Source organism: Pseudoselenomonas caprae, assembly GCF_008271345.1.
Lineage (GTDB): Bacteria > Bacillota > Negativicutes > Selenomonadales > Selenomonadaceae > Selenomonas_A > Selenomonas_A caprae.
In genome coordinates, this window is record NZ_VTOZ01000026.1 from 1 (window position 1) to 19,479 (window position 19,479).

A 19,479-nucleotide genomic window follows, 5' to 3' on the forward strand; every position below is an offset into this window, starting at 1 on the left:
TGTTGTCCGTATAGCGGACCTCTGCGTTACAGGCAGTCAACCTGCAACGCCATTAGCTGTGAAATATTTACATTAACTATATTGTAGCACATTATAACAAAAAGTGTTCCAAATCCATTTGTAAAACTTAGAGGAAATAATTTACTTATATTTCTTTTCGATCTTCTAGCCATTTTTCGACATCATCAGTGTATGTGTTCCACCATTCTTCGTTCGCACATAATGTTACAATCTGGTCAAGGACCACTGCGCGATTACCTCCAATTCGATCTACAATTGTATTAATCCAATCATGGGTATTGCATACTCCATAGATTTTTTTAGCTTCACAAATAATTTCATCATCCGTATTTATTTCTTTTAGTTTGTTAAATATGAATTCTTCAGGCGGTTGTCCTTCTGGTAAACAAAATTGAGATATTATTTCTAGAGCATTTTCTATTTTTTGTCTGTGATTTCTTTCTGAGCCAGAAAGGCGTTGGTTTAACATCTTCCTTTTATCATCCAGACTACGATATTCATCTCCATCTAAAACCACTAAAACATTATCCAGCGATTGATTAGTCAATAAATATGAAGCAGCGATAGTGAATCCGTTTGCAATTGATCCAAAATGCATAACCTTTAATTTGTGTCTTATATTCAAGTTTGCTGCCAATCTATATATGATTGTTTCTGCTAAATCATCTTCGACAAAAATCTTTAAAGGTCGAGATGACTCTCCTGTTAAATCATCCCAAGCGATAGAGGAAAGCCCTTCAAAAACCAATGTTTTTTGCTCGCCTTTTTGCAAAAACTTTATATCTACAATATTATTCATTTTATCCATAACCAACGAATGGGTTGTAAATATGACTTGCATATTTTTCTTTATAGCAATATTATTAATCCTATGTATCATTCTTTTTAATGCATCAGAATGCATCAATAGATCGATTTCATCAATGAGAACTATCGAATTGTTCTTTAGTTCGTGAAGTGTTTTTATTATAGTAAATGTTCTTTGTTCTCCAGCTCCCATACTAAGGGCTGAATAATCGATATCAGGTGTCTTGACACCGACCATTGACGTGGTGTCGGTAGTGTTTTCAGTTATACCTATATATTCTTTGTTGAGGATATACCTAACATCATCTAATATTTTTTGAAATAATTCTTCTGTTAAATCTTCCTTTTTGTACGAGATCCTACCTTGTTTTTTGTTTTTTTCTATTTCTGGGACGCAAGTTTGAATACCTATATAGCGTACATCTTTAATTGGCAAATATGCTCTTCGTGGAGCCCAACGATCAACTTTTTTTGAATACTCTCTAGGATAAGTCTTCGTATATTTTGTAGTTTCATTTTTTCCGTCTTTTTTCTCTGTTACTTCTGTTATCTCTTCGAATGTTAATGTAAAATTACTGTTTCGCCAAGTTGCATCTGGATTGGGGCGAAAAAATTCAGAGAAAGGATGATTTTCCCCTAATACATCTTTTTCGTTACCTCTATCTACAGGTTTAAAACTGCAAGCTAAAGCTTGAATTATAGTCGATTTTCCGATGCCATTAACACCCATGATTGCTACGAGGTTCTTATTAAATTCGATATGGCAGTTGTTTAATCCTTTTAACTCGAGTATATCCATAGATTTTAACCGAGTATACTTTTTTATGTTTGCCAACCAAAAGGCCTCCTTTGTATTAATACTATATATTTAGATTGTTTTCGCGTAACGTCCGATATACTTCATCGGCAAATATTCCCATGGAATAGCGCTTTAGTTCTTCGTTGCTTAGCAGCAGGGAGAAGAAGTCTTGGTTGTGTTCGTAACCTTCTACGAGAATGTCATCAAGCCGGTTATAGAAGGAAATCTCAAAATTAGCAGCGGTGTTGTTTTGTGCGCTGGCTTTGAGGTCGTCGGACTTGAGCATGATATCCCGCAGTTGCAGCATGGATTTGACGGCAACGTCGTTGTCAAAATTGTTGCCGGTGCGGCTGTTGATTTCCTCGATGATTTGGGATAGTTTCTTGTAGGTTTCTGGTGATACGTTGATATCGTCCGGCACCGGCAAGGAAACAACAGGGTAAGGCACGATGGTTTCTTTTACATAGGTGGTATTGAGTTTCTGGACGAAATCGGTGGCCTTTACTTTGCCGCGCAAATCGAATCCGCCGCCGCTGTGACGGATATTGACAAAGGCCAGTAGGCAGTCGATAAAAGTGTATTTCTTATGGATGGCATGGTCTTCGAAACTGGTGACCTGGATGAGGAATTCATAGTATTTGACAAAGCCTTTCAGCAGTTTCAGCAGTTTCCTGTGCTCATCATCCTTGTAATGTTCCATCCGTTTCTGCACTTTATATAGGACGCTGGCGATGCGCGTCTTGCGGTGGCTGTCCTTGGAGTATAGCAGCGTATTGACCTTTTCGACGTCTTCCATATCAAAGATGCCATAGGCATCAATCTTGGCCTCGAGTTCGTAGATAGCCTCGGGACGGATGGAGTTGGAGAGAAAGGTCACCGTGTAATACACCGAGAAGGCCTTCTTGATATCCTCATAGTCATTGACAAAGTCCAGGATAAAGGTCTTTTTCTTATAGGGCGGACAAATGCGGTTGAGACGGGAAAGGGTCTGGACAGCCGCAACCCCGCGGAGTTTCTTGAGGATATACATGGCGCAGAGCCGCTTTTGGTCAAAGCCCGTCTGGTATTTGTTGGCCACAATCATGACACGGTATTCTGGTGTGTCGAATTTGTCGCGGGTTTTCTGCTCGGCAAAACCGTTGATACCAGATTCGGTATATTCGTCGCCATCGAGCTTTACCTTGCCCGAGAAGGCGACGAGTGCCTTCATATCATAGCCTTTCCGTTTGATGTAGCTGTCGAAGGCCTGCTTGTACTTTACGGCCTCCGGACGGGAGCCGGTAACCACCATAGCCTTGGCCGTACCATCCAGTCCGTCCATGACGGAGGTGCGGAAATGCTCGATGATGATTTCGATGCGCTGGGCGATATTGGTCTCATGGAGCGCGGCATAGCGGGCAATCTTACGCTTGGCTTCAGCGGTCTTGAGCTCGGGATCATCCTCGATAATCTTGTTGATCTTATAAAAGGTATCATAGGTGGTGTAGTTTTGGAGTACATCGAGGATGAATCCTTCTTCGATGGCCTGTTTCATCGAGTAGATATGGAAGGCCTCATACATCCCCTGCGGATTGAGACGCCCGAATTTCTTCAGGGTATTGGCCTTCGGGGTGGCAGTGAAGGCAAACATGGAGACATTGGCCTGCTTGCCATTCAGCTCAATCTCTTCGGCGATGGCATCTTCCATATCGCGCTCTTCCTCGGTATCCAGTGCCTCTTTTGAGCCCAGGGCCTTGGTAACGGCGGCGATATTCTTGCCGGCCGTGGAGGAGTGGGCCTCGTCGATGATTACGGCAAAGCGCTGCTCCTTGAGGTTCTTGACCTCATCGACAATGAAGGGGAATTTCTGGATGGTCGTGACGATAATCTTCGTATTCTGCGATAAGGCGCTGGCTAAATCAGCGGAGGTGCAGCTATCATCCATGACGCGGATAAGGCCGCTCTTGTGGTCGATGGCGCGCACGGCAGATTGCAGCTGGCGGTCAACCACGACGCGGTCGGTCATGATGACGATATGGTTAAAGATAATGTTGTCGTTATCATCGTGCAGGGAGGCAAGGCGGTGGGACAGCCAGGCAATGCTGTTGGTCTTGCCGGAACCGGCGCTATGCTGGATTAGGTAGTTCAGGGCGCTGCCATTTACCTTGACATCTGCCAGTAGCTTGCGAACGGCATCCAGCTGATGATAGCGCGGGAAAATCAAGTTTTCCCGCGTTGCTGTTTTCTGGGTGGCCGCGTTGAATTTCTCGGAAACCTCAACAAAGATGAATTTATTGATAATCTCCAAGATGGTATCCTTCTGCAGGATGTCTTCCCACATATAGCTGACGCTGTAGTTATCCTCACATACGGGATTGCCTTTGCCTGCCTGGACGCCTTCGCCATTGCCCTTATTGAAGGGCAGGAAATAGGTGGTATCCTTGGCAAGTTTCGTAGTCATGTGCACCTCGGTGAGGTCCATGGCAAAGTTGACCAGTGCACCAGCCTTGAACAGGAACAGGCGTGTCTTGGGGTTGCGGTCTTTGCGATACTGATAGATAGCATCCGCATAGGACTGGCCCTGATAGTTGCACTTGAGCTCAAAGGTCATGATGGCAAGGCCATTGAGGAAAATGACCACATCCACGCGCTCGTCGTCACTTGCCCATACTTCCTCCATAACCGAGAACCGGTTCTTTTGATACTTGGCATAAAGGTCAGGATTGAGCTTAGAGGCGGGCTTATCATACATCAGTTTCAGGACGATGCCCGTGGTGGGCTCGATGCCATGCTTCAGCACGGAAATCAGGCTGTCCTTCTTGGAGGTTACCTTCTGATTGATGTAGTTGACGATGGTTTCCTCGGTACGTTCCTTATAGATTTTCCGCAGGGCGGCCAGCTCATCCGGCTGGGTGTCCTCCAGAAAGGCAAAGAGCATTTCCCTGTCCATGGCCACAGTCCGGTCAAACTCCTTGGCATCGCGGAGAAGAAAGCCATTTTCATTCCGCAGCTGCTCGAGGAGAAAGGTCTGGTATTCCCGCTCCGATAAAATCTCACGCATCTGCAGGCACCTCCTTCTTGCCGGTTACATACTCGTAAATCAGGGATTTCTTGTATTCGGTTAGGGTGTCTAGCTGCTTTTGTTTGTCGAAGATAGTGGTGTCTATATAGTTACATTTTTTATCAAGATAGTTGGATATCTTGTCTTGTTCTGTTTTTGGTGGTACTACTACTTTGAAATTTTCAAAATTACTAGTAGATATTTCCATAAAGGTTGTGCCAGAACCATATAAAATAAACTGTTCTGTTAAAACACTCATCAAATAATAATAGTATAAACTGTTAGAGGAATCATTGTTAACACAAGCTAAGCATCCTTGATTTGTACATAACATGCCTTTGCTTAATGCCACAGTACCTATTGGTGCTCGTTTAGAAAAAATGATACTGTTTTCTGGAACAAGATTAGTATTGCAGCTTTTATATCCTTTTGTGGTGATGTTTCTGGAACCAGAAGAAATGTATTTATCTTCTGTTTTAAAATCAGCTGGAGTAATCCACGTAATATCTCCATCCCAATTATCGATATCATTACTTTTAGGTGTAGCACCTGAGTATACAGTATATAAATACTTGATTGGTTTTACTGACCAGTTTTCAGGAATATTTCCAATCCACTCAATGCCGCTATCCTTCATAGCCACATTTTTATCCAGCCCTTTGGTAACTGCCTCAGTGATAACCGATTGCTTATATTCTTGGAGAAGTTCGATTTGATGCTGGATGTCTGAGGCTATTTTATCAATATTTAAGCACACATCATTCAAAAAAGATACAATTTTTCTCTGGGGGTCAATATCTGGTAAAGGGATTTTTATTAATGGTAGTTTACTAGCTTTGATGCCTGCTGCTGTTGAACCCGAGGATAGCATCTGCAAGAACTGTTGTGTGTTTGGCGCCATCAAACAATATTTTAGATAATAATTGTCAAGCTTAGTATCATCTGCTCGAAACTTTATTACCCGTTGTGCTAGTGCAAAGTTAGTTGAATCAACATTGGCTACTTCTCCTAATGGTGCTTCAGTAGTGAAAAGCACGTCACCAATTTTTAATTTTCCACGGTGCATTATTTCATCGTATAATTCTTCTCTAACATATTCACGGGATATTTCATAATCAATTTTTCCGTCTTTGATGTTTTTGGCAGTGACAAGAAGTATACCTTCATCAACTTTTTCTGGAGTTTTTCCACGATAATCAACAACACTATCCAGGCAGTATAACATTCTTTTTATTGTCCATGTGTTTGGAATGCCTCCAATCCACTCAATCCCGCTATTTTTCATTTCTCTCATAATGCGCCTCCAAAGAGTTTTGCTATGCGCTCGTTGACGCTTTTATCCAGTGCCAGGAACTCCTGAGCCAGTTCGTCGCTGGCTTTTGGAGGCACATATTTATAGAAGTAGCGGGTGAAGGGAATTTCGGCGCCGGTTTTTATAACGGGCTTTTTCTTGGTTAAATCTTCTTCGAAGAAGGCCTTGGCATCGGGGATATGGGGCAGGACTTCGCGGGCCATATAGTCGTCGATGCTTTCCTCAAAAGGGACAATCTCCGTGTCTTTGGTTTCCTTGTCATAGATAATGTTGCCTTTGCGGTCACGCTGGATTTCGGCAGTCTTATCCATCAGGGACAGGCCGTCCATAATCTTGGCAAATAGCGTCTTGTGTACGGCAAGTTCTACGGCATGCGGTTTCAGGACTGCCTTGAGGACTGGCTCGAATTCCCGCGGGGACAGATAGAGTGTGTCGGAGACAGCGCTGCGCAGGGTGGTAACGATATCCTCGTAGAGTGGCTGTCCGTCTTCCAGAGTATCTAACTTTTTCTTATCTTTGTCTGACAGGTCTTCTTTAGCTTGCAGTTCCGCAATCTTGGCTTCATCGTAGATACCGTTCAAGGAACCCTTTGCCAGCATATTCTCGATGCGCTCCTCATTGATGGCATAGCTGCGCTGCAGGGGCTGCATGACGGCGTACTCGCGGTACATGAATTCCGTCGCGCGGAATATCTTGCTATGCTCGTTTTCGGTGAAGTCGGCATAGAGTTTTACAATAGCCTCGCGGTCTTCGGCGGTAATCTCGTTGCGTTTCTTGCCCAGAGATTTACGCAGGCCATGGTACAGCTGGGTCGCATCAATCAGCTGGACTTTCCCCTGCCGTTCTTCGCGCTTGTTCTTGGAGAGAATCCAGATATAGGTGGCGATGCCGGTGTTGTAGAAAAGGTCGGTGGGCAGGGCGATGATGGATTCGATTAAATCATGTTCTAACATATAGCGGCGAATTTGGCTCTCACCCGAGGCGGTGCCGCCCGCAAAGAGGGGGCTGCCGTTCTCGATGATGGCCGCGCGGCCGTTGGTGTCATCCATCTTGTCGATGGCTGACTGCATGAACAGGAGCTGCATGTCGCCCGTGCCAGGCAGGCCGGCCATAAAGCGGCTGTGTGCTTTGTCGAATTCATCTTTTACTGCAGATTCGACACCTTCAGAAGCATCCTTGCCGCCCCAGGATTGCCCAAAAGGTGGATTTTCGATTACGAACCTCATTTTTTGGCTGGGGAAACTATCGGTTTTCATGGTGTCCACATGCTGGACTTTGTCGGCATCTTCGCCCTTTATCAACATTTCGGCGACGCACATGGCATAGGATTCCGGATTGATTTCCTGTCCGAACAGCTTGACCTCCGCCGTATCATTGAACCGCTTGATCCAGTTGTAGGAGGTGGAGAGCATGCCGCCTGTTCCGCAGGCCTGGTCCAGCACGGTGACTACTTTGTGGTCGTCGAAGATATCATCAGCACCTTCGGCCAGGAGAATCTCCACCATAACCTTGATGATATCGCGGCCCGTGTAATGGTCGCCGGCCTCAGCATTTTCCGAGAAACGACGGATGAGGTCTTCGAAGATATAGCCCATCTTTACATTATCGATAACCGCAGGGTCAAGGTTTACTTCTGAGAAGGACTCTACTACACGATATAAGCGGTTGTGCTTATCCATCTTGATGATTTCCTTCTCGAACTCCAGATTGGCAATGATGTCTTTGACATTCTGGGAGAACCCCTGCAAATAGGACTTGAAGTTTTCCGCAATATTAGCCGAGTCGTCCAGCAGCTTGCTCAGGGACAGACGGCTATTGTTATAGAAGGAATAACCAGCGGCTTTATAGAGAACCTTGTCTGGTATGTTGGGATTGGTGCTGACCATCTGCAGTACCGCGGATTTTGTCTTCTCTAAGGCACACTCAAAGCGGCGGATAATGGTCATTGGGATGATGACATTCTTATATTTATCGCTCTGGTAGGGGCCGCGCAGCTTGTTCGCGATAGACCAGATGAGGTTGACTTCCTCCGTGACATCTACGGGCGCATCGTCCCAGATGACGTTTCGCATCGTGTTCTTCAAGTCTTGTGCTTGCATTTTGAATCCTCCATATCATAAAAATAGCCGTCCCTCCTGATTCGCGGATGTTTACCATAGGCTGGACAGCTATTATAAATTCCTAGTCTAATTATAGTTCTGACGATTTTGGCCGTCAATAAAATCCCGTTGTATTTGGATAGGCTGACGTAGGTATATGAATTAATCATTGCGGTAGTTGATTCGGATAATCTGTGTTTGCAGAATAAGTATCCTAGTTTAGGGGCTGCTTTGTGGGATAACGTAGATGGTTTTATACGTGATACGCAATATCATGTTTACTGTCATCATGATGATATATGTATAGAAACATATGGAGACGCCGTTTCTTATTGGGAAGAAAAACAATATTGGAAGGTCATCAGTAATTATAGCCTGCCGGATGGTAAGCGAGAGGATTGATTTTCCTTGCTATTGACCGGTCAACTCGGTAAACTGACCATAGAAACAGAATATCGTAAGCATTGCGGAATGCTGCCTTTGGTTACCTGGTATTTGGCGCGAGGCGCTTAATATATATGTTGTTATTCCGAAATGTATTCAAAAGGCGGGAGGCTGACAAGTCAATTTTTGACAAGTCAGCCACTCGCCTTCTTATTGTCTCTATGGGATATACATGATATAATACGCTCGGCAGGATATCCTGCCAGGCCACCAGATACGGTAGGCGGATTATTTGAAACGCACACCCTCGCAGAAAGGTGCTTTGAGGCCAAGCGCAAGCGCGGTCGATTGGTCAACCCGAAGTGGAGGTGTTACTGATAGATGCGGACACGCTGAAGCTTCTGCTTCTCCTGCTCCTCATTATAGAGGTAAAAAAGAAATAACCGCCGATCCCTTACCTCCGGCGGTTATTCTTACTAGAATAGATTAACCATCGAGCGAGGGAGTAATCCGTCTATCGGTGGCTTTTTTTCTATCTCTATTATAGCGATTGCGTCTGCTTTTTTCAATACTAGCTTGTTTATCATCGTACTACTCCTCCAAGAATGTGAAGGACAACCTCGCAGAGGTTAGTTCATTTTTGACGACAAATATCCATTATTTTGGATTGTTCTGATTTTATTGTTTCGATAAAATAGAGATACAGTAGAAAACAAGATAAAACAATGGAATGGAGGAGTTCCACATGAGTGTTGCCATATCCGTGGATAATGTCGTCAAGAAGTATGGGGATCTTACCATCATCCCTGGTCTTACCGAGCATATCCATAATGGAGAGTTCTTCACCCTGCTGGGGCCGTCGGGCTGTGGCAAGACGACGCTCCTGCGCATGATTGCGGGATTTAACAGCATCGAGGGTGGAGAAATCAAATTTAACGAGCAGGTCATCAACGATATCCCTGCGCATAAGCGCAACATCGGCATGGTCTTCCAGAGCTATGCGATCTTCCCGCATCTTACCGTGCGTGAGAATGTCGAGTATGGACTGAAGCTCCGCAAGATGCCGAAGGATGAGATGAAGGCGAAGGTCGATAAGATCCTCGATGTCGTGCAGATCACTGAGTATCAAGACCGCCTGCCTGAGCGGCTGTCGGGCGGCCAGCAGCAGCGTGTGGCGCTGGCGCGGGCCATCGTCATCCATCCGAGCGTGCTGCTGATGGATGAGCCGCTGTCGAACCTCGATGCGAAGCTGCGTGTGGAAATGCGCTCCGCCATCCGTGAGGTTCAGAAACAGGTCGGCATCACGACGGTCTATGTCACCCATGACCAGGAAGAGGCCCTGTCGATCTCTGACCGCATCGCCGTCATGAAGAAGGGCGTCATCCAGCAGACGGCATCGCCGCATACAATCTATACGCGGCCCTATAACATCTTCGTCTCGACGTTCATCGGCCACTCGAATCTGTTCAAGGGCCATATCGAAGCGGATGGGGCGGGCAAGACTGTGGTGTTTGCCGACGGGTTCCGGCTGCCGATGACAACGCTTAGCGAGGAGGCGGCCGATGGGCAGGAGGTTGTCATCTCGGTGCGTCCCGAGGAATTTGCCATCTGCGGTGAGGGCGAAGGCGTCCGCTGTGAGGTGGCGACGAAGGTTTTCCTCGGCAAGTATGTGAATTACAGTCTGAGCTTCCCTGAGGAGATGATCCTGCCAGATCAGCCGTCAATCGAGTTCAGCCAGGATCTTGGCCATGCGGAGAAGATCCTGGAGGTCGGTGACACGGTCTATCTGAAACCGAATGCCATGAAGGTCAATGTCTTCATCGCCGATGGCAGCCGCAGTCTGATGGAAGGTGTGGTGGAAAATGAATAGACGTTTCCGGTGGGATTTCTGGGCCTGGGTTACGCTGCTGTCCATCATAATCTTTGGCCTGTTCCTGATCTATCCGTTGTTTGCCCTCTTTGTCAGTGCCTTCCAGGATGCTGCGACCGGTGCTTGGTCGATGGCGAACTTCGCACACTTCTTTGAACGCAAATACTACTACCAGTCGATGATCAACAGCTTCTCGGTCACGACGAGCGTGACGATCCTGGCGGTCATCATCGGTACGGCGCTGGCCTATTTCATGACGCTTTACCGCGTCAAGGGGCGGAGCATCGTCGAGATCTGCATCATCATCTCGCTCTTATCGCCGCCGTTCATCGGCGCCTATTCGTGGATCTTGATCGGCGGCCGCAGCGGCATACTGACCAAGTGGCTGGCCGAATACGGCATTGATTTCCCGTCTATCTATGGCTTTGCCGGCATCCTGCTGGTATTGACGCTCAAGCTCTATCCATTCATCTACCTTTATGTGGCCGGCGCGATGAAGAATATCGACTCGGCGCTCATCGAGGCGGCGGAAAGCCTGGGCTGCAGCGGCATCCGCAAGGTCGTGACGATCATCTTGCCGCTCATCACGCCGACAATCCTGGCTGGTGCGCTGATGGTCTTCATGAATGCCATGGCGGACTTCGGTACGCCGATGCTGATCGGCGAGGGCTTCAACGTCATGCCGGTCATGATCTACTCGGAGTTCATCAATGAGGTCGGCGATCAGGCGAACTTCGCAGCAGCGATGGCGGCCATCATGGTGCTGATCACCTCGACGATCTTCATGCTGCAGAAGTACGTGGTCAACCGCAAGTCCTTCACGATGAGCTCGCTGCGTCCGATGCAGATGGGTGCTTTGCATGGCGTCAAGAACGTCATCATGCATGTCTGCATCTACACGCTGGTAGGCTTGTCGATGATTCCGCAGCTCGTCGTCATTTACACATCGTTTTTGAAGACGAACGGTTCGATCTTCATCGATGGCTATTCCTTTGACAGCTATATCCGCATCTTCAGCGAGCTGGGGACGGCCGTATCGAATACCTACCTATTCAGTACGGCGGCCATGCTGGCCATCGTGTTCCTCGGCATGACGGTTGCCTACCTGACTACGCGGCGCAAGAGCTGGCTGACCGATATCATCGACACCTTGACGATGTTCCCCTATATCATCCCAGGGTCTGTCCTTGGTATCACGCTGCTGCTGGCCTTCAACGAAGAGCCGATGCTGCTTTCCGGCACAGCTCTCATCATAATCATCTCCCTTGTGATCCGGCGTCTCCCGTACACCCTGCGCTCGAGTTCAGCTATCCTTTACCAGCTGAGCCCGAGCCTTGAGGAGGCGTCCATCAGCCTCGGCGCATCGCCGGTCAAGACCTTCTTCAAGGTCACGGCCGTCATGATGCTGCCCGGTGTCATGAGCGGTGCCATCATCTCGTGGATCACGGCCATCAATGAGCTGAGTTCCTCGGTCATCCTGTTCACAGGGGCGACCAAGACGATGTCGGTCGCCATCTACACCGAGGTCATCCGTGCCAGCTACGGTACGGCCGCGGCTTTGTCCACCATCCTCACGTTGACGACAATCACGGCAATGGTCATCTTCTTCAAGGTGTCCGGCCGCCGCGATGTGACGTTATAAATGACATGTCATAGCAAAAGGAGGAATTTCTCATGAAACTCAAGAAGATTATTGCCACGCTCTTAGGCGCGGCAATGCTGACCACGTGCTTCGTCGGCTGCGGCGGTGGTGACAAGCAGGCGGCAAAAGGCTCTGCTGGCAGCGGCAGCGATGAAAACAAGATTGTCATCTACTGCCCGCATCCGTTGTCCTTCATCAATCCGCTCGTGGAGGAGTTTGAGAAGGAAAGCGGTGTCAAGGTGGAAGTCGTTGCGGCTGGTACCGGCGAGCTCTTGAAACGCGTGGAGTCGGAGAAGGCCAATCCGCTGGCCGATATCTTCTGGGGCGGTTCGCTGTCGACAATGAAACCGAAAGCCGACCTCTTCGAACCGTATAAATCCGCCAACGAGGATCATATCCAGCCGGCTTTCAAGAATGAGGAAGGTTCCATCACGCGCTTCACGGATATCCCGAGCGTCATCATGGTCAACACCGACCTCATCGGCGATGTCAAGGTGGAAGGCTATGAGGATCTCTTGAATCCGGCCCTCAAGGGCAAGATTGCCATGGCTGACCCGTCAAAATCCTCGTCTTCGTATGAGCATCTCATCAACATGCTCTATGCGATGGGCAAGGGCAATCCCGATGATGGCTGGGACTATATCAAGAAATTCTGCGCGAACCTTGATGGCAAGCTGCTGTCTGGTTCCTCGGCCGTCTACAAAGGCGTAGCTGATGGTGAGTATGCCGTAGGCTGCACGTTCGAGGAAGGCGGCGCGAAATACGTTGCCGATGGTGCCCATGTCAAGCTCGTCTACATGAAAGAGGGCGTCATCTCCAAGCCGGATGGCATCTATATCATCAAGAATGCCAAACATATGGAAAATGCCAAGAAGTTCATCGACTTCATCACGAGCAAGAATGCCCAGACGCTGATCACGCAGAAACTCCATCGCCGCAGTGTCCGTGACGATGTACCGGCTCCAGTCGGCCTGCTTGAGAAAGCACAGATCAACACGATCACCGACAACGAGGAAGTCGTCAACAAGAACAAGAAAGCATGGCTCGACAAATTCAAGGATATCTTCACGAGCGTGCAGTGATAGGAATATTATCGATAGGCAAGGGGTGCTGTCCATGGGGCAGCACTCTTTCGTTTGGACAGCAGGTCCGCTATAATGATATACTATAAGAAGAAATAAGACGGAGGCGACGGGATGCAGCATACCTTTCAGGAGGAAGTCCGGCGCGCGCTGACCAAATACGCGCTGATGCCGGTGCTCATACTGGCAGTGCTCGGATCGCTTTTGATGCTGTTCAGCTGGAAGCATTATGTGACCGGGACGAACCACGAACAGCGGGCCGTGGTGGCTGAAGTCATGCAGGGGATCTTTGCCGACTACTGGCAGCGGACGGAACGCGCCGTGGCGACGCTGGAGACATCGGCAGATCTGACGCAGTGGCAGACGGATCCGCAGAAGCGGGCGGAAATCTACAGCTATCTATATCATGAAGTGAATATCACCCACGATGGCACCCAGTTTTATCTGCTTGACCGTGAGGGGCACGTATTGCTGGGCAGTTCGGAGCTGTTGCCGGATGTCTTGCAGCCCTTCTATCCAGCGGGCGGCATCCTGCAGCGCATGGAAAAGCAGGCAGAGGCTCCGGTGATCGAGTTCGTGACGCGAGGCGACACCGGGGTGCACGATCTGCTGGTGGGCCAGGCCGTCAAGCAGGGGGGGCAGATCGCGGGCTGGTTTTTCTTCCGGATACCCGGCGAATACCTGCAACGCAACATCACGTCGGACCGGCTGGACTTCGTGGTGGCGGACCCCTTTGACAATGCGCAGATCACAGCGGGGGCATCCTATGCGGTGCAGATGAACAAGGTCGCTGAGCCCTTCCGCTCGTCGAGCGATGGCCTTGTGCAGGTCAAGGGCCGTGAATACTATGTGACGAGCCAGCAGGTTATCAGCCACGGCGATGGCCGCCGGTATACGGTCTATGCCGTATCGCCGGTCACAGATCTCTTGCTGCGGTATCTGCTCGGGGCGGGGATACTGCTCGGTGTGGTGCTCATCATGATTCCCATCATCCTTGTGAGTGTCGGACGGGAAAGCCGCGCGCGCTCCAAGGCGGTGGATGATCTCGTGGCTGCGTTTGCCCGCGTCAAGGCGGGGCATCTCGGGCAGCAGCTGGAGGTGCATGCAGGCAGTGAGCTGGCCATCATCGAGGAAGAGTACAACCGCATGACGGAGAGCCTGCAGGAGCTCATGCGGCAGAAGGAGGCCGAGACACGGGCCTCGGTCATCTCGGAGGTGCGGCAGCTGGAGTCGCAGTTTAATCCCCATTTCCTGTTCAATACGCTGGAGAACATCAAGTTCATGGTCAAGCTCGATGCTGAGGCGGCCATGAAGATGATACAGGCGCTGTCGGCCCTGCTGCGTTACAGCATCAATGGCGAGGTGCGGCGTGTCCAGCTGGAGAAGGATCTGGAGTATCTGCACAGCTATATGAAGATCCAGCAGTACCGGTTTGGCGGGCGGCTGCATTATACGGAATACATCGACGAACGCGCCCATGGCTGCCATATCCCGAAGCTGTTGTTCCAGCCCGTGCTGGAAAATGCTATCAAATATGGCGAGGCCGCTGATGGCACGATCGATGTGCGGCTGAGTGTCAACGCAATCGGCGATGATCTCATGGTCATCATCGAGGACAAGGGGCAGGGCATGACAGCGGAGGTGTTCGCGCATCTGCAGCGCTTGCTGCGGGAGGGCGAGAACAATTCGATACACAAGGGCATCTACAATGTCCACCGCCGCATCCAGCTGATGTTTGGCATGGCTTATGGGCTCAAGCTCTTGCAGCCGGCCAGCGGCGGGACGCGCGTGGAGATGCGCCTGCCAAGACAGGAGGAAGAAGTATGCTGAAGCTCTTCATCGTCGAAGATGAGGAAATCATCCGGCGCGGGCTGGTCTGCACCATCGACTGGCTGCGGCTGGGGGCCAAGGTCGTCGGCGAGGCTGCCGATGGGATGGCGGCGCTGGCGGCCATCCAGGAAACCGAGCCCGATGTGGTGCTGACCGATATACGCATGCCGCGCATGGACGGTCTGGAACTGGCGCGGCAGCTCCATCGCGGACACAGTGCGGCAAGGATCGTGTTCCTCACGAGCTATGCCGATTTCGAGTATGCCCAGGAGGCTGTGCGCCTGCAAGCCGCCGACTATCTGCTGAAGCCGGTGGACGAGGAGGAACTGGCCGCTGTGCTGCGGCGCATTGCCGGCGAGGCGGCAGCAGTGCCAGCGGCACCTGCTGTGCCGGAGCTTTTCCACGAGTATCATGCGGGCAATCCCTATGTGCACCATGTCTTGACGGCCATCAAGAACGGCTACCAGGGAAGGCTGAGCATCGAGACGCTGGCCGCGGAGCAGGGCGTATCGATGAGCTACCTGTCGCGCAAGATCAAGGAGGAGACCGGGCAGACCTTCGGGACACTGCTCGCGCAGTACCGGCTGCAGCAGAGCATCGAGCTGCTGGCGGCTGGCACCTGGCGTGTCTACGAGGTGGCCGAGCAGACCGGTTTTGGCGATTACAAGAATTACTGTGCGGTGTTCAAGAAATATCTCCATACGACGCCCAAGGCCTTCATGCAGCAAGTGACGGGTGGCCTGCGGCTCGAAAGCGAGACGGAGAACTGAAGGGACGACAAAGGACCGGCTGTAGCAGCCGGTCCTTTGCTATGGATATGCTTAGGAATCGAGAGCGGTCTCGAGTTCTTCGAGTGTTTTCTGTTTGCTTTCCTTGCCAAGGCCGATGACGATGGCCGAGACGATGATGAGCACCGAGGCAAACATCATGAAGATGTAGCTCATGCCCATGGCATTGGCGAGCATGACACCGACGAGCATCGGGGCAAGCATGCCGCCGATGCGGCCAAAGCCTGCGGCCCAGCCGCTGCCAAGTGCGCGGATGGCAGTCGGGTATTGTTCGGGTGTGTAGGTGTAGATGACACCCCAGGCGCCGAGATTGAAGAAGCTCATGGCAGCACCCCACATCAGAAGCGATGAAGCATCTGCGGCATTGCCGAAGAAGAAACTGCAGATACCCGAGAGCAGCAGGAACAGCGACAATGTGTATTTGCGGCCGATGACATCGACGAGCCAGGCGGCGGCATAGTAGCCGGGCAGCTGGGCAAGGGTCATGATGAGCACGTACTCGAAGGTCTTGACGACGGCAAAGCCCTGGGCGTAGACGATGGACGGCAGCCACATGAAGATGCCGTAGTAGCTGTAGACGATGCCGAACCAGGCGAGCCAGAGCATGGCCGTGCGCGTGCGGAAGGGTTTCGTCCAAAGTGTCGTGAATTTCGGGGCTGCTTTTTGTTCGTTGCCGCGTTCGGCAGCACTGAGTGCAGCAGCAAAGGGCTGGCTCGTGACGCCGAGCTTCTGCTCGAGGCTGAGGATGATTTCCTTGGCATCGTCGATGCGGTTCTTCGACAGCAGGTAGCGGATCGACTCAGGCATGTGCAGGCGGATCAGGAACACGTAGAGCGCTGGCAGCGTGCCGATGACGAAAGCAATCTGCCAGCCGAAGGCCGGGATCAGGAGATAGGCGATGCAGGCTGCGACGAGCCAGCCGACGCCCCAGAAGCTTTCGAGCAGCACGATGAAGCGGCCGCGCAGGTGGGTAGGTGCGTATTCGCTCATGAGCGTCGCCGCTACGGGCAGCTCGCCGCCGAGGCCGAAGCCGACGAGGAAGCGGAAGAACAGCAGGGATTCATAGCTCCAGGCCAGTGCGCACATGCCAGTCGACAGGCTGTAGAGCAGCACCGTGATGGTGAAGACCTTCTTGCGGCCGATATGGTCGGCGAGAGTGCCGGCGAGCACGGCACCAAGTGCCATGCCGATGAGGCCGATTGAGCCAATCCAGCCGACCTGCGCCGGCGTCAGGCTCCATTCCTTGGCGAGGACAGGCAGGACGAAAGCGATGAGCCCTGTGTCCATCGAGTCAAACAGCCAGCCGAGGCCCGTGACGAGCAGCAGCTTGTAGTGGAAAGAGCCGACGGGCAGCTGTTCCAGGCGTTCAAGTATCATGTGTAAAACCTCTTTTCAGATACAGTTGATTTTGCGGCTGTCATTGACAAGACAGCTGAACATGCTTGTATTATAAACTGTCATGTCAACTGTCGCAAGACTTTCTACTGATGATTGTTTTTTCTAAAAACTCCAAGGATTAGGAAGACAGAAGATTTGCTTTTGATAATCGGGGGGCTTGGTGCTATAATGAGGAAAGTCGCCGCGGAAGGCGGCAGCATATGAATGGAGTTTGATAGAAGATATGAAGCTGACGATAAAGAAAAAGTGGCTGCTGGCAGGCTCGCTTTGCCTGGCTGTCGGATTATTGGCCGGGACGGAGATGGCGGCAGCAGCAACCTCATCTACGCCGCGCACGGTGCGCACGGCACAGAATACCTCGCGGGTCATCGCGCTGCCTGGCGATGCCAAGGCGGGCAAGGCAGTGCGTGCAGCCGCCAGCCAGCCGGCTGCTGCTAGTATCCAGCATGTGCGGCTTACCTGGAAGGAACAGCCGAGCGCTGTGCAGTATCAGGTCGTTATCCTGCGGTCGGAGCAGGATGATCCGTCCAACATTGCCGTGACGAAAGAACAGATTTTCACGAATGGCGTGGATATCGACCTGAGCCGTTTCGGCAGCGAGGCAGGGAAGTTCTATTGGAAGGTTTGCGCGCTGGACTACAATGGCAAGGCCATCGGGCACTTTTCGAAGCCGCGTCCCATAACCGAGGGCAGCGAGATCAATCCGAAGGCCCCCAAGCCGACGACGCAGTTTGACGGCATGGATTATGCGCCGGTCTATCCGGTATACTCGTGGGTGCCGCTGGCTGGGGCCAAGCAGCATGAGGTCAGCGTATACCGCGTGGCCAGCTGGGGCAATTCGCTGGTGCATACGCTGAGCGCTGGCGAGTATGATGTCTATGAGGAGGGCGGCTTCACGACGCCAGGCCGTTACTTCTGGCAGGTGCGCAGTGTCGATGGGGCCGGGAATCCGACCAGCGAGTGGTCGGAGAAGGTATTCTTCGAGGTGAAGGGGCCGACGCCGATCGCGGCTCTCGGCGACAGCATCACCCATGGTGGCGGCGCCATGTCGGTGCCGCCGGGGTATCTGCTCTATGACTGGGAATCCTATGCGAGTGTTCCTGTCAAGAATATCGGTTATAGCGGCAATACGACGGCTGATATGATCGAGCGCTTTGAGCGCGATATCCTGCCGTTCTCGCCCCGCGTGCTGATCATCATGGGCGGTGTCAACGATTTCCGCGGCACGGTCAACGGCTGGACGACGGTGCAGAACCTGCAGCTCATGCGCGACAAATGTGATGCGTATGGCATCATCCCCGTGTTCCTGACGGCAACGCCAATCAATCCGTCCCTGATGGTGAAGCGCGCGCATATCGAAGCACCGCCGGGAGACTGGCAGGTGCATATGCAGTATATCAACGATTGGGTCATGCAGCAGCGCTATTGCATCGATGTATCGACGATGCTGGCTGACAGCAATGGCTGGCTGCGTGCCAACTACACGACCGATGGCCTGCATCCAGACTACTATGGCAAGAAATACATCGGCGAGCGTGTTGGGGAGTACCTCAATGCGCACTTTGCCTGGATCACCAAGAAGCTCACGAAGAAGCCCATCCCGCAGTATGGCCAGTGAGGCGGACTCCTTCAGTTTATCTACAGAGAAGGACGCTAGAATAAGCTATATGGCAATAAGATCCAGGTCTGGGAGGAATGACCCATGAAGATGAAACATATATTGCTGGCTATGCTGGCAGTGCTCATAGCTGCCGGTGGCAGCATCGGCTATTCGTATCAGGCTGAGCGGACGCCGGAGTATGCGCTGGCGCAGATCATGGACGGCGTGAAGGCTCATGACTATGACACGGTGAAGCGCTATGCAGATGTGGATGGCCTCATTGCGACGACGTATGATGAGAGCACCAAGCTGCTGGCCGATGATATCGAGAACCTGCACAAGACGTATCCGCAGGATTGGTTTTTCCGTCATGACACGGCCTTCATGCAGCAGTACATCGCTGAGCGGCGCAGTGACGATATCGTATTCATCCAGCGGACGCTGGAGCTCTATATGGATCCGGCGATCACGCCGATCAGCCGCATGGATGGACAGGCAAAGTGGATCGCTGACGAGATGACGAAGTTTGCGGACAGCTACGATGTCCGCGTGGAATCTGTCCAGACCAACGGCACCCAGGCTGTGGCCGTTGTCGGCATCACGGGCAGAGATACAGCCTATGGCCGGCTCGTACCGCAGCTTATGCTCAAGGTCGACCTGCAGCAGCAGGAGGACGGCCATTGGCAGGCGGTCCATATCGCCAATATAACGGAAGCCTTCTATCCGGTGGTCAAGGGAATCGAAGACTACTGGACGATGCAGGGCTGGCAATAAACGAATAAGGAAAGAAGAGGCTTATCGCGGAAA

The 19,479-nt window shown here is 51.2% G+C and carries 12 protein-coding genes; 7 read left to right on the top strand and 5 right to left on the bottom strand.

The window, feature by feature from the left end:
* Positions 1 to 145 precede the first annotated feature (145 nt).
* From FZ041_RS11195 to FZ041_RS11210, 4 genes are read right to left on the bottom strand one after another with little or no spacing between them, the layout of a single operon-like run.
* Positions 146 to 1,663: an ATP-dependent nuclease gene (locus tag FZ041_RS11195; RefSeq protein ID WP_149189619.1), complete on the bottom strand. Its 1,518-nt coding sequence runs from the start codon at positions 1,661 to 1,663 to the stop codon at positions 146 to 148.
* A 25-nt stretch (positions 1,664 to 1,688) separates the two neighbouring features.
* Positions 1,689 to 4,667, bottom strand: a complete 2,979-nt coding sequence (locus tag FZ041_RS11200; RefSeq protein ID WP_149189620.1) for a type I restriction endonuclease subunit R — start codon at positions 4,665 to 4,667, stop codon at positions 1,689 to 1,691.
* Entirely contained in the window at positions 4,660 to 5,961 is a 1,302-nt protein-coding gene (locus FZ041_RS11205; RefSeq protein WP_149189621.1) for a restriction endonuclease subunit S, read from the bottom strand. Before FZ041_RS11205 ends, FZ041_RS11200 begins: the two co-directional genes overlap by 8 nt.
* Positions 5,958 to 8,078 (bottom strand): type I restriction-modification system subunit M, encoded by a 2,121-nt coding sequence (locus FZ041_RS11210; protein ID WP_222931159.1) that lies wholly within the window; start codon positions 8,076 to 8,078, stop codon positions 5,958 to 5,960. Before FZ041_RS11210 ends, FZ041_RS11205 begins: the two co-directional genes overlap by 4 nt.
* Positions 8,079 to 9,207: 1,129 nt before the next feature.
* On the opposite strand from FZ041_RS11210, the gene FZ041_RS11215 reads away from it, so the two are divergent.
* The 5 genes from FZ041_RS11215 to FZ041_RS11235 all read left to right on the top strand — a co-directional run bounded on the left by FZ041_RS11215 (position 9,208) and on the right by FZ041_RS11235 (position 15,656).
* The gene (locus FZ041_RS11215) at positions 9,208 to 10,332 is read left to right on the top strand and encodes an ABC transporter ATP-binding protein (RefSeq protein ID WP_149189622.1); all 1,125 of its coding nucleotides are present in this window, start codon (positions 9,208 to 9,210) and stop codon (positions 10,330 to 10,332) included.
* Positions 10,325 to 11,974 carry an ABC transporter permease gene (locus FZ041_RS11220; RefSeq protein ID WP_149189623.1) on the top strand — a complete coding sequence of 550 codons (1,650 nt, stop codon included), beginning with the start codon at positions 10,325 to 10,327 and terminating at the stop codon, positions 11,972 to 11,974. The genes FZ041_RS11215 and FZ041_RS11220 overlap by 8 nt, the downstream gene beginning before the upstream one ends.
* 32 nt (positions 11,975 to 12,006) lie before the next feature.
* Positions 12,007 to 13,056 carry an ABC transporter substrate-binding protein gene (locus tag FZ041_RS11225; protein ID WP_149189624.1) on the top strand — a complete coding sequence of 350 codons (1,050 nt, stop codon included), beginning with the start codon at positions 12,007 to 12,009 and terminating at the stop codon, positions 13,054 to 13,056.
* A gap of 114 nt (positions 13,057 to 13,170) precedes the next feature.
* On the top strand, positions 13,171 to 14,886 hold the full coding sequence (locus FZ041_RS11230; protein ID WP_149189625.1) for a sensor histidine kinase: 1,716 nt from the start codon (positions 13,171 to 13,173) through the stop codon (positions 14,884 to 14,886).
* The gene (locus FZ041_RS11235) at positions 14,880 to 15,656 is read left to right on the top strand and encodes a response regulator transcription factor (protein WP_075444144.1); all 777 of its coding nucleotides are present in this window, start codon (positions 14,880 to 14,882) and stop codon (positions 15,654 to 15,656) included. The genes FZ041_RS11230 and FZ041_RS11235 overlap by 7 nt, the downstream gene beginning before the upstream one ends.
* 51 nt (positions 15,657 to 15,707) lie before the next feature.
* Here the strand turns inward: FZ041_RS11235 and FZ041_RS11240 are convergent, their stop codons facing one another.
* A complete protein-coding gene (locus tag FZ041_RS11240) occupies positions 15,708 to 17,051 on the bottom strand; it encodes an MFS transporter (protein WP_149189626.1) in 1,344 nt (447 codons plus the stop codon).
* 244 nt (positions 17,052 to 17,295) lie between these two features.
* Here FZ041_RS11240 and FZ041_RS11245 point away from each other — a divergent pair, with 244 nt between their 5' ends.
* Entirely contained in the window at positions 17,296 to 18,690 is a 1,395-nt protein-coding gene (locus tag FZ041_RS11245; RefSeq protein ID WP_149189627.1) for an SGNH/GDSL hydrolase family protein, read from the top strand.
* Between the two features lie 84 nt (positions 18,691 to 18,774).
* Entirely contained in the window at positions 18,775 to 19,446 is a 672-nt protein-coding gene (locus FZ041_RS11250; RefSeq protein ID WP_149189628.1) for a hypothetical protein, read from the top strand.
* Positions 19,447 to 19,479 lie beyond the last annotated feature (33 nt).

Excerpts from the sequence above, each read along its gene's own strand:
- FZ041_RS11235 (WP_075444144.1), top strand. The coding sequence starts at position 14,880 with ATGCTGAAGCTCTTCATCGTCGAAGATGAGGAAATCATCCGGCGCGGG.
- FZ041_RS11210 (WP_222931159.1), bottom strand. The coding sequence starts at position 8,078 with ATGCAAGCACAAGACTTGAAGAACACGATGCGAAACGTCATCTGGGAC.
- FZ041_RS11215 (WP_149189622.1), top strand. The coding sequence starts at position 9,208 with ATGAGTGTTGCCATATCCGTGGATAATGTCGTCAAGAAGTATGGGGAT.
- FZ041_RS11205 (WP_149189621.1), bottom strand. The coding sequence starts at position 5,961 with ATGAGAGAAATGAAAAATAGCGGGATTGAGTGGATTGGAGGCATTCCA.
- FZ041_RS11225 (WP_149189624.1), top strand. The coding sequence starts at position 12,007 with ATGAAACTCAAGAAGATTATTGCCACGCTCTTAGGCGCGGCAATGCTG.
- FZ041_RS11200 (WP_149189620.1), bottom strand. The coding sequence starts at position 4,667 with ATGCGTGAGATTTTATCGGAGCGGGAATACCAGACCTTTCTCCTCGAG.
- FZ041_RS11250 (WP_149189628.1), top strand. The coding sequence starts at position 18,775 with ATGAAGATGAAACATATATTGCTGGCTATGCTGGCAGTGCTCATAGCT.
- FZ041_RS11220 (WP_149189623.1), top strand. The coding sequence starts at position 10,325 with ATGAATAGACGTTTCCGGTGGGATTTCTGGGCCTGGGTTACGCTGCTG.
- FZ041_RS11245 (WP_149189627.1), top strand. The coding sequence starts at position 17,296 with ATGAAGCTGACGATAAAGAAAAAGTGGCTGCTGGCAGGCTCGCTTTGC.
- FZ041_RS11230 (WP_149189625.1), top strand. The coding sequence starts at position 13,171 with ATGCAGCATACCTTTCAGGAGGAAGTCCGGCGCGCGCTGACCAAATAC.
- FZ041_RS11240 (WP_149189626.1), bottom strand. The coding sequence starts at position 17,051 with ATGATACTTGAACGCCTGGAACAGCTGCCCGTCGGCTCTTTCCACTAC.